Origin of the sequence: Kitasatospora sp. NPDC049285, from assembly GCF_040678815.1 — a bacterium.
In the GTDB taxonomy this organism is placed as follows: Bacteria; Actinomycetota; Actinomycetes; order Streptomycetales; family Streptomycetaceae; genus Kitasatospora.
The window spans coordinates 1-9,303 of record NZ_JBFAQR010000113.1; the positions used below are offsets into that span (position 1 = coordinate 1).

Sequence of the window (9,303 nt, forward strand, 5' to 3'; positions counted from 1 at the left end):
GACAAGGCGAATCCGGGGGTGCATCCGATCGAGTGGTCGCTGGTGTGGGTGGCGCTCGGGGTGGGGGCGTACCTGGTCTGGTCGCGGCTCGAGGGCGCCTGGCCGTTCGGCCCGAAGGAGATCCGCGAGGAGTACCTGACCGCCCAACAGGAGGGCCAGAGCGTCGAGACCGCCGCCTGACCGACGCAGTCGCGAGCGAACCGGCGCCCGGGCCCCGCACAGCCCGGGCGCCGGCCCACCCAGGTGAGGACCCGCCTTTGACCACGCACCCCGACCACGTCGTGATCGGCATCGACTTCGGTGGCACCAAGACCGAGATCGCGCTCGCCGATGCCGCCGGTACGCCGCTGCGGCGGATCCGGTTGGCCACCCGCGCCGCCGAGGGACCGGACCAGATCCTCGCCCGGACCGCCGACGCGGTCCGCGAACTCACCCGGCACGCAACGACCGTGTACTCCCTCGAGGTCGCCGGGTACGCGGCCGTCAGCCCCGGCGTGATCCAGCCGGACCGGATCCTGCTGACGCCGAACCTGCCCGGCTGGGAGCGGCTCGCGCTGGCGGAGCGGCTGCGCCGCGAACTGGACGTACCCGCCGTCGCGATCGCCAACGACGTCCGGGCCGGCGCTCTGGCGGAGCTGCGGCGCGGCGCGCTGCGGGGCGCGGAGCCCGGCGTCTACCTGAGCCTGGGCACCGGCATCGCCGCCGCGGTGACGGTCGGCGGCCGGGTGCTGGCGGGTGCGCACCAGGCCGCCGGGGAGATCGGCTACCTCGACCCGGGCCACGGCGACGGCCTGTTCGTCGACGGCCGGGCCCCGTTGGAGGAGCTGGTCGGCGGCAAGGCCATCGCGGAGCGGGCGGCGGCGGAGATCGGCGAGGCGTTCACCGCCGAGCAGCTGTTCACCCGCACCGACCCCGCCGCGGACCGGCTGGCGCGGGAGGTGCTCGGCGTGCTGGCCACCGCGGTCGCCAACATCGCCGTCCTGCTCGATCCCGAACGCCTGGTCGTGGGCGGCGGCATGATGGCCGCTCAGCAAACCCTGCTGCCCGCCCTCGCCGCGCACCTGGCCCGCGCCGTCCCGTTCCCGCCCGCCGTGCTGCCCGCCCGTTTCACCGCGGACGCCTCCCTGCACGGCGCGATCACGCTGGCACTGGACCAGGTGCGCTCCTCCCGCTGATGGGACGTCAGCCGTCCTCGTCCGCCCCGACCCACCAGTCCCAGTCCGGGTCGGCCGCCAGCCGGGCGAGGAACTCCTCGCCCGAGCCGAAGAACGTCCAGTCGGTGTCGACGACGCAGGGGAAGCGCGCGGCGAGCGCGCCGGCGATCCGCTTGGCGGTGTCGAGGCCGTGGTACGGGAGGATCAGGCCGGTGTAGGGGCCGACCAGGTCGGCGATCAGGGCGAGTTGGTCCGCCGTGTACTCGGAGTCCAGCTCGCGGTCGGTGTCGACCAGGAGGCGGACACCGTCGGGGCCGACCCCGACCGCGAGGGAGTCGCGGTCGGGGACGACGACGTCCAGGGTGGAGAGCGCCTCGGCGATCTCCGCCAGCTTGACGGACGCGGGCAGACAGATCATCAGGTTGTTCATGGTGCGATCACCGCCAGGAGGTCGTCCAGGCTGTTGGTGGCGAGGCCGCCGGCCGCCTGGATGTTGTTGATGACCGCCTGCTGGATCCTCGGGCCGTACACGATCACCGGCTTGTCGGTGCAGTCCATCTTGTTGCCGATCTTACTCGCCGAGCCGTTGGCGCGGCCTCCGCCCTTCTTGCCGCTCGGCGTCACGCCGGGGTACTTGACCTCGATGACCGAGTTCTGGGTCTCGATGTCGTACTCGGCGTGCACGGTGCCGTCCGCCCGGAGGAACTTGACGTTGATCGCCATCACGTGGCCCGGGTAGAGCTGCTCGATCGCGTTGGCCACCTCGGCGACGCCGTTGTCGGTCGACTGCCAGTTCCCGTCGGCGTCGCGGGGCTCGCCGGAGAGCGGGTTGCAGTCGCCGTTGAGGGTGTACGGGCCGCCGATCGGGCCGCCGCCGCCCTTGTGGCCGCCGGTCTGGAGTTTGGGCCCGCTGGAGGCCGGCGTCAGGCAGGACTGCGGTGTCCCGCCGTTGCCGCAGGAGGTTCCGGCGCCGGGACCGCCCTGGCCGGCGGTCGGTTGGGTCGGCTTGCCGGGCTTCGGCGTGGGGGTCTTGATCGGATGGTCGAGGTCGACCAGCAGCTGCGCGACCATCGACCAGGTGTGGGAGATCGAGATCTGCGGCTCGCCGGTCTGCACCCCGTTGACGTACGTGTAGACGGTGGTCTGCACGTACTTGTCGGTGCGGGTGTAGAGGTAGGTGTCGTCGTACCAGGTGGTGGTGGTCTGCCAGCGCTCGGTGGAGCGCGCGTGGGTGGTGACCTTCTGCACGGTGGTCGGCGGGCCCGGGTCGGCCTTCGGGGGGTCGACCGGCGGCTGCTGGCCGGTGGGGGTCGGTCCGGGGTCGGGGGCGGAGGAGGTGGCGCCCTCGTTGAACAGGCTGCCGTCGGCGCCGACCTCGAGGGTGTAGTACACCCCGCTGACCACGACCACCACGACCGCGCCGACCACCAGCGCCTCGACGCAGCCGACCACGCAGGCCGCACCGGCCGCGATGTCGACGCCGGCTTCGGCGAGGGCGGTGCCGGCGGCCTCGGCGATCTCCGGGAGGGCGTCGGCGACGTAGCCGCCGGCCTCGGCGATGATCCGCTCGCCGGCCGCCTCGACGTCGCCGAGACCGCTGACGATGTCCTCGAAGGCGCCGGTGATGGAGCCCAGGATGCTGTTGTGGCCGGTCGGGTCGTAGTAGCTGGTGGGGTTGGCGCCGCCGTAGGCGTACGCGTTGGCGGTGGCGGCGCCGGAGATCGCGCCGGGGGCGGTGTCGCGGCTGAGGAACGAGCCGGTGGACGGGTCGTACCAGCGGGAGCGGGCGTCGACCTTGCCGGAGGCGGCGGTCCAGCCGCCCTGGTAGCCGAGCGGGGTGCCCGCGCCGGTGGTGGCGCCGCGCTCGCCGAAGGCGCCGTAGGAGCGGGTGCCGGTGGCGGCGCCGGTGACCGGGTCGACCGTGCCGATGACGTCGTGGTGGGCGTTGCTCAGCAGCGAACTCGCCGTGCCCGACGTCGACTTGGCGGCGACCGGGCGCTGTGCGGCGTCCCTGACGTACAGCCAGTTGCCGTCCGAGGCGGGCTCGCTCTCCAGGCCGTCGTAGGACAGCGTCGACCCGCCGCTCTGCACCAGCCGGCCGAGTGCGTCGTAGCCGTTCTGGGCGGCGCCGTCGCCGATCATCTGGTTGAAGGCGTCGTACGAGCTGGTGACAGTGGTGGGGATGCCGCCGGGCAGCGGGGTGCTGGTGACCGAGGCGAGGGTGCCGCGGGCCTTCCACTGGTAGCTGGTGGAGGTGGTCGGGCTGTCGGTGCGCAGCAGGCGGTTGCGTTCGTCGTACTGCGCGGTGGTGGTGACCGGGTTGGTCCGGGCGCCGCCCACCAGGGTGCTGACGGTCTGTGAGGTGCGGTTGCCCGCGCCGTCCCAGCCGTAGTCGGTCTCGGTGGACTGCCCGCCGGCGGTGTCGACGGCGGCGAGCAGGCGGTTGTCCTCGTCGTAGCGGTAGCTGCGGTCGGACTGGCCGGAGAGCGCGCCGGTGCCGGTGGCGGTCAGCTGGTTGCCGTTGCCGTCCCAGGTGTAGCCGATCCGGCCGGTCTGGGCGCCGGTGGCGTCGAAGGACTGCTGGCTGAGCGGGTGGTCGAGCGCGTCGTAGGTGTACGCGTAGCTGCCGGTGACGGCGTTGGCCGCGTTCTTGTCCTGCTCGCCGGTCAGTCGGCCGGCGCCGTCGTAGGTGTAGTACCGGTTGGTGCCGGTGAGGCTGTCGTTGGAGCGGAACACCTGGCCGTTGGAGTCGAAGACGAAAGTGGTGGTGCCGTCCGGGCCGGTGCGCTTGGAGAGCTGGCCGCGCGGGTCGTATTCGTACTGGTAGGTGGTGGCGGCCGCGCCGTTCAGCCCGGCGCGGGTGTACGCGTACAGCTTGTCCTGGTCGTCCCAGGTGAGCGTCTCGTTGCCGGTGGGGCTGGTCAGCGAGGTCAGCCGGCCGGCCACGTCGTAGCCGAACTGGCGGTTCTGGGTGGCGCTCTCGGCGCCCGAGCCGCTCTGCGAGGTGACCCGGCCGAGCAGGTCGTAGCCGAAGCCGACGCTGACGCCGCCGGGCTGGGTGAGGGTGCGGGGCTCGCCGGCCGCGTTGTAGCTGACGGTGCTGGTCCGGTCGGTGGCGGCCGGGTGCGCGGCGGTGGCCGGGTCCAGCCGGACCGAGGGCAGGTCCCAGGCGTTGTAGGAGGTGTAGGTGGAGTGCTGGTTCCCGTCGGTCTGTCGGGTGCGGTTGCCGCCCGCGTCGTAGCCGAAGGAGGTGGTCGGCGCGGCCAGGACGGTGCCGTTGACGTCGGTCGGGGTCGGGTCGGTGAGCTTGCTGAGCCGGCCGAGCGCGTCGTAGTCGGCGTGCCAGGTGTGCTGGTTCGGGTCGGTGACGTCGACCGGGTTGCCCGCCGCGTCGTAGTGGTAGGCGGTCCGGGCGGCGACCGTGCCGTCGGCGGCGACCACCGCGGTGGAGGTGCGCCGGCCCGCGAGGTCGTAGCCGAGGTCGGTGTGCCGCCCCGTCGGGTCGGTGACCTTGGTGAGTCGGCCCGCGACGTCGCGCTCGAAGCTGGTGGTGCCGTACTTGTAGGTGGTGGAGGTGGCGACCTCGCCGGCCGCGTTGTAGGTCAGCGTGGCGTTCGGCACCGACAGGGAGTCGCTCAGCAGGTCGCCGAACTGGTCCCAGCGGTACGCCGAGACGTAGTCGCTGGCCTCGCCGGAGCCGTCGTCGACGTAACGCTCCGTCAGGGTGGAGTCGGTCATCCGCCCCATCAGGTCGTACGAGTAGTAGCGCATGGTGCCGGCCGGGCTGACCGAGGCGATCAGGTGGCCGCCGTCGTCCCAGGTGTAGTGGGTGACGCCCTGCGGCCCGCCGGACACGGCGGCCGAGGTGGTCACCGTGAGCGGCCGGTTGCGGGCGTCGTAGACGGTGGTGCTGGTCTCGCCGAGGCGGCCGGTGTGCACCAGGACGTTGCCGTTGCCGTCGTAGGTCCACTTCTCGAACGGCTTGACCACGGTGCCGTCGGGCTCGGTGGAGGACGGGTGGTCGACCCGCACCCGGCGGCCGCGCGCGTCGAAACCGGTGTGCGTGACGTCCCCGCGGGCGTCCTTGACGTCGGTCAGCTCGCCGAAGGTGTCGTAGCCGCGCAGCTCGACCGGGGAGCCGCTCGTCGCCGCCGCGCCGCTGCCGTCCTCGACGGCGACCTGCGGGGCGGTGCTGCTGCTCAGCCGGCCGAGCACGTCGTAGGCGTTGGTGACGGTGAACGCCGGGTCCGGGACGGCGTCGAGGTTCGCCACGCCGCGCGGGTCGGTGACGGCCAGCGGCAGGCCGTTGCCGTCGCGGACGTAGGCGGTCACCAGGTCCGGGGTGGCGTCGTTGTGGACCGCGGTGCGGGTCAGGCGGCCCGCCGGGTCGTAGCGGTTGACGGTGGACTCGGTGTGCCCGCGGCCGTCGGTGAGGCCGGTGCCCGTGACCTGGCCGGTCGGGCTGTAGGTGGTGGTGCTGGTCCGGTTCAGGCCGCCCGGGTCGACGGTCGTACCGGTGCGCTGGTCGGCCCGGTTGTAGGTGTAGGTGGAGACCCGGGTGCCGCCGGCGGTGTCCTTGGTGACGTTGCCGTTGTCGTCGTACTCGTAGTGGTGCAGTTCCAGGGTGCGGGGCGTGGCGTTCGGAGTGTCCTTGAAGTTCAGGAAGGACTCGGTGAGCTTCAGGTCGTCCGGGGTGTAGGTGTAGTCGACCTCGGCGCCCATCGGGTCGATCACCGCGCTGACCCGGCCCGCCGGGTCGTAGTAGTAGTTGGCGATCGGCACGGTCCGCTGGACGGCGCCCGGGCTGTCGTCCAGCCAGTTCGGGAACGCGATCGTGCTGAGCAGGCCGCGGTCGCCGTCGTAGTGGTACTCGTAGATCCTGCCGTCGGCGTCGGTGCTGGTGAGGACGTTCCCGTCGCCGTCGTAGGTGCGCTTGCCGGTGACGCTGCCGTTCACCGACACGGTGGTCTGCCGGCCGCGGACGTCGTAGCCGTAGGTGGTGGTGCGGGTGGCGTCGCCGCCGGAGGCCGCCGGGGTGGTGTCGGAGACCGCGCTGGACAGCAGGTTGCCGTCCTTGTCGTAGCCGTTGGTGGTCTTCTTCTGGTGCGTCACCCCGGTGACCGGGTTGCGCACCGCCGGGCCGGTCTCGGTCAGCAGGTGCCCGACGCCGTCGTAGGTGTAGTCGGTGCGGGCGGCGCCGGTGCCGTCGGGCTGGGTGGTGACCTTGCGGGTCAGGTGGCCCAGGCCGTCGTAGAACTGGTCGATCAGCGCCCCGCTCGGGGAGGTGATCCGGGTCTGCTCACCCCACTCGTCGTACCCGTAGCGGGTGGTGCGGCCCTCGGCGTCGGTGACCGAGGCGAGCATGCCGCAGGGCTGCAGCGCCGAGCCGTCCTGCTGGTCGTCGACCACGAACGGGGCGGAGCCGGCCAGCCAGTTGGTGTCCTCACAGGTGTAGTGGAAGGTGCTGGCCGGCGGGTCGGCGGTGCCGTACCCCACCGGCTCGGACTGCGAGACCAGCATGCCGCGCGCGTTGTAGGTGAGCGTGGTGGTGTTGCGGTTCGCGTCCTGGAACCAGGTGATCCGGCCGGCCCGCGGGTCCTTGGGGTCCTTGGACTCGCCGGCCTGCTCGCCGTAGTAGTGGTAGACGGTCGACACCACGTAGCCGGTCTCGCGGAGCTTCTGCACGCTCGCCAGGTGTCCCTGGTCGTCGTAGTCGTACCAGGTCAGGTTCTGGTTCTCGTCCTTGACCTTGTCGACCTTGCCGTCCACCCCGTACGTCCACACCGTGTTGTTCGACGGCGTCGGCTTGGTGCCGCCGTGCCAGCGGTTGAGCAACTGGCCCATGGTGCCGAACTGGTAGGACGTGGTGATGCCGGTCGGCTGGAGCACCGAGACCACGAACGCCGCGCCCGGGTCGACCGCGGCCTGCTTGGTGTAGCCCCAGTGGTCGCCGTTGACCGCGGGGTCGGCGAAGGCGACCCAGGAGGTGCGGCCGTTGGTCTCGTAGCCGATGGTGACGGCTTCGGTGGAACCGTTCGGCGGGGTGATCTTGCTGAGGCGTGAACCGGTGCCGGTGTACTCGTAGTTCGAGCAGGCGGAGACGTCCCAGCGCGGGTTGCACGCCGAGGTCAGCCGGTTGGCGGTGTAGGTGTACGTCCAGGTCTGCACGCCGCTCGCACGGTTCGCGGTGCCCGAGGTGGAGAGCGAGGCGATCTGGCCGGTGGCGTTCCAGGTGACGTACAGCTGGCGGTGCGTGCCCAGGTCCAGGCGGCTCAACTTGCCGCCGGTGCCGCCGTAGTTGAGGTACACGGTCTGCATGCCGGGCGCGCGCACACTCTGCAGCGCGCCGCTCGCCGTGAAGGTGTACTCGGTGCCGTCCGGCATCAGCACCAGGCCCTTGGTGATGCTGCGGGCCTCGTCCTGCTGGCCGTACGAGGCGGTCCAGGTGCCGTCCGCGTTCTGGCCGTAGCGCAGTTGGCGGCCGTCCGGGTAGGTGACGATCAACTTGCCGTCGCTGTCGGTGACCTGACGGACGTCCAGCACCGAGGACCAACCCGTGCCGAACACGCCGGGGTTGGCGTTGGCGCTGTTGTAGGTCCGGTTGACGGAGAAGACGGTGCCGTTGGCGGGCAGCGAGAAGTCGGTCTCGGTGCGGCTGTAGTTGCCCTGGAACAGGTCGACGCCGATCGGGTCGGCGTTGCCCGGCCCGAAGTGGTCGCCGTCGGCCGGCGCCACCACCACGGTGAACGGCGACAGCGGCGACCACGGGGCGTTGCCCGCGGGGTAGGTGGAGTCGAAGATCTTGGCGTGCCAGTAGTACTGCTGGTTCCACTTCAGCGTCGGCTGCCAGGAGACCGGCGCGAAGAACTCGCCGGCCGGCAGGTTGACCTTCTGCGCGAGCGAGTCGACGCAGTCCGGACCGTTGGTGTCGGTGGTCGGGCAGACCTGGAACAGCACCCAGTTCTGCTGGGTGTTGTCCCCGTAGGCGTTGACGGTGAGGTACGGCGTGCGGGTGTCCACGGCCTGGTTGAGCAGCGGCCCGGAGAGCGCGGCGGACGGCGCGTAGTGCGGCACGTTGATCTCGACCGGCTGGGCGGTCGGGATGCCGAGGGCCTTGTAGAAGGTGTTGTCGGACAGGCGCCGCAGGTCCCAGGCGAGCAGGAAGTTCCCGGCGGGCATCTCCTCGAAGACGCCGGTCACCGTCACCGAGGCGCCCGGGGGCACGGACACGGTGATCTCGGTACCGATGCCGTTGTCGTTGTAGATCGACTGGTCCGACCAGTACATGTGGTAGTCCAGCGACAGCGAGTGCGCCGGCCACGTGAGCGCCGAGGTGTTGGTCACCTTCACCACCTCGCGGCCGAAGGTGTCGTACCGCGGGTTGACGGCGGGCGGCGTCACCGGCGCGTAGGACACGCCGTAGGTCGAGCCCGCGGGGGTGACGGTCGCCGCCGCCCCGGCGCTGCCGAGCGGCTCGACGAACGCGGCGGTCCGCGCGGTGGTGGTCCGGCCGCCGCCCTGGCCGGCCGGCGCCGGTTCGACGAGCTGCGCGGACGGCGCGGGCGCCGGCTGCGGCGCCCGGCCCGCCCACAGCGGGCCCGGGGCCGGCTGTTGACGGGCCGTCACCTCGGCGTCGAACGCCGCCACGGCCTTCTGCCGCGCGCTGCCCGGCGCGGCGGGGTCCTGGGTGGGCCGGTCCGTGTGGGCGGGCGGCTGTGGCGCGGAGATCCGCCCCGGCGCGTGCTCCCGCACCTTCAGCGGCTGCGGCGCGGACACCGACCCCCGGTCGGCGGCCGCCGCCGTGCGCACCCCCTGGACCAGGCTTCCGACCAGCGCCAGGATCACGCCGACCACCAACAACGACCGTCTCAACACACCCACGCCACAGCCCACTTCATCCCCGTCTCACCGGTCACAGGAGCACCACAGGGTGTCGGAGCCCAGTGACATGGACATGGACGAGTCATGAACATTCCGCGCCTGAACGGAAAGTGACGGAACGTCGCCTTCCGTCTTATCGGCCCTGGTGGCGGCCGGGGCGTTCCGGCCGGGGCTCAGCGGGCGCCGAGGAGGTGTTCCAGGGCGAGTTGGTCGAGGTGTTCGAAGGCCATGCCGCGGTCGGCGGCGGTGGTGGGGTCGAAGTCCTCGT

General features: G+C 71.8%; 3 protein-coding genes and 1 pseudogene. 2 read left to right on the plus strand and 2 right to left on the minus strand.

Annotated features, from left to right (window positions below):
• Together AB0K51_RS34175 and AB0K51_RS34180 are read left to right on the plus strand one after the other, a co-directional pair.
• A pseudogene (locus tag AB0K51_RS34175) lies at positions 1 to 180 on the plus strand (amino acid permease); the annotation flags it as partial.
• A gap of 77 nt (positions 181 to 257) precedes the next feature.
• Positions 258 to 1,175 (plus strand): ROK family protein, encoded by a 918-nt coding sequence (locus AB0K51_RS34180; protein WP_363462102.1) that lies wholly within the window; start codon positions 258 to 260, stop codon positions 1,173 to 1,175.
• Positions 1,176 to 1,182: 7 nt separating this feature from the next.
• On the opposite strand, the gene AB0K51_RS34185 is transcribed toward AB0K51_RS34180, so the two are convergent.
• Positions 1,183 to 1,584, minus strand: a complete 402-nt coding sequence (locus AB0K51_RS34185) for a hypothetical protein (RefSeq protein WP_363462104.1) — start codon at positions 1,582 to 1,584, stop codon at positions 1,183 to 1,185.
• Positions 1,581 to 9,035, minus strand: a complete 7,455-nt coding sequence (locus AB0K51_RS34190; RefSeq protein WP_363462106.1) for a DUF6531 domain-containing protein — start codon at positions 9,033 to 9,035, stop codon at positions 1,581 to 1,583. The genes AB0K51_RS34185 and AB0K51_RS34190 overlap by 4 nt, the downstream gene beginning before the upstream one ends.
• Positions 9,036 to 9,303 lie beyond the last annotated feature (268 nt).

Excerpts from the sequence above, each read along its gene's own strand:
- AB0K51_RS34185 (WP_363462104.1), bottom strand. The coding sequence starts at position 1,584 with ATGAACAACCTGATGATCTGTCTGCCCGCGTCCGTCAAGCTGGCGGAG.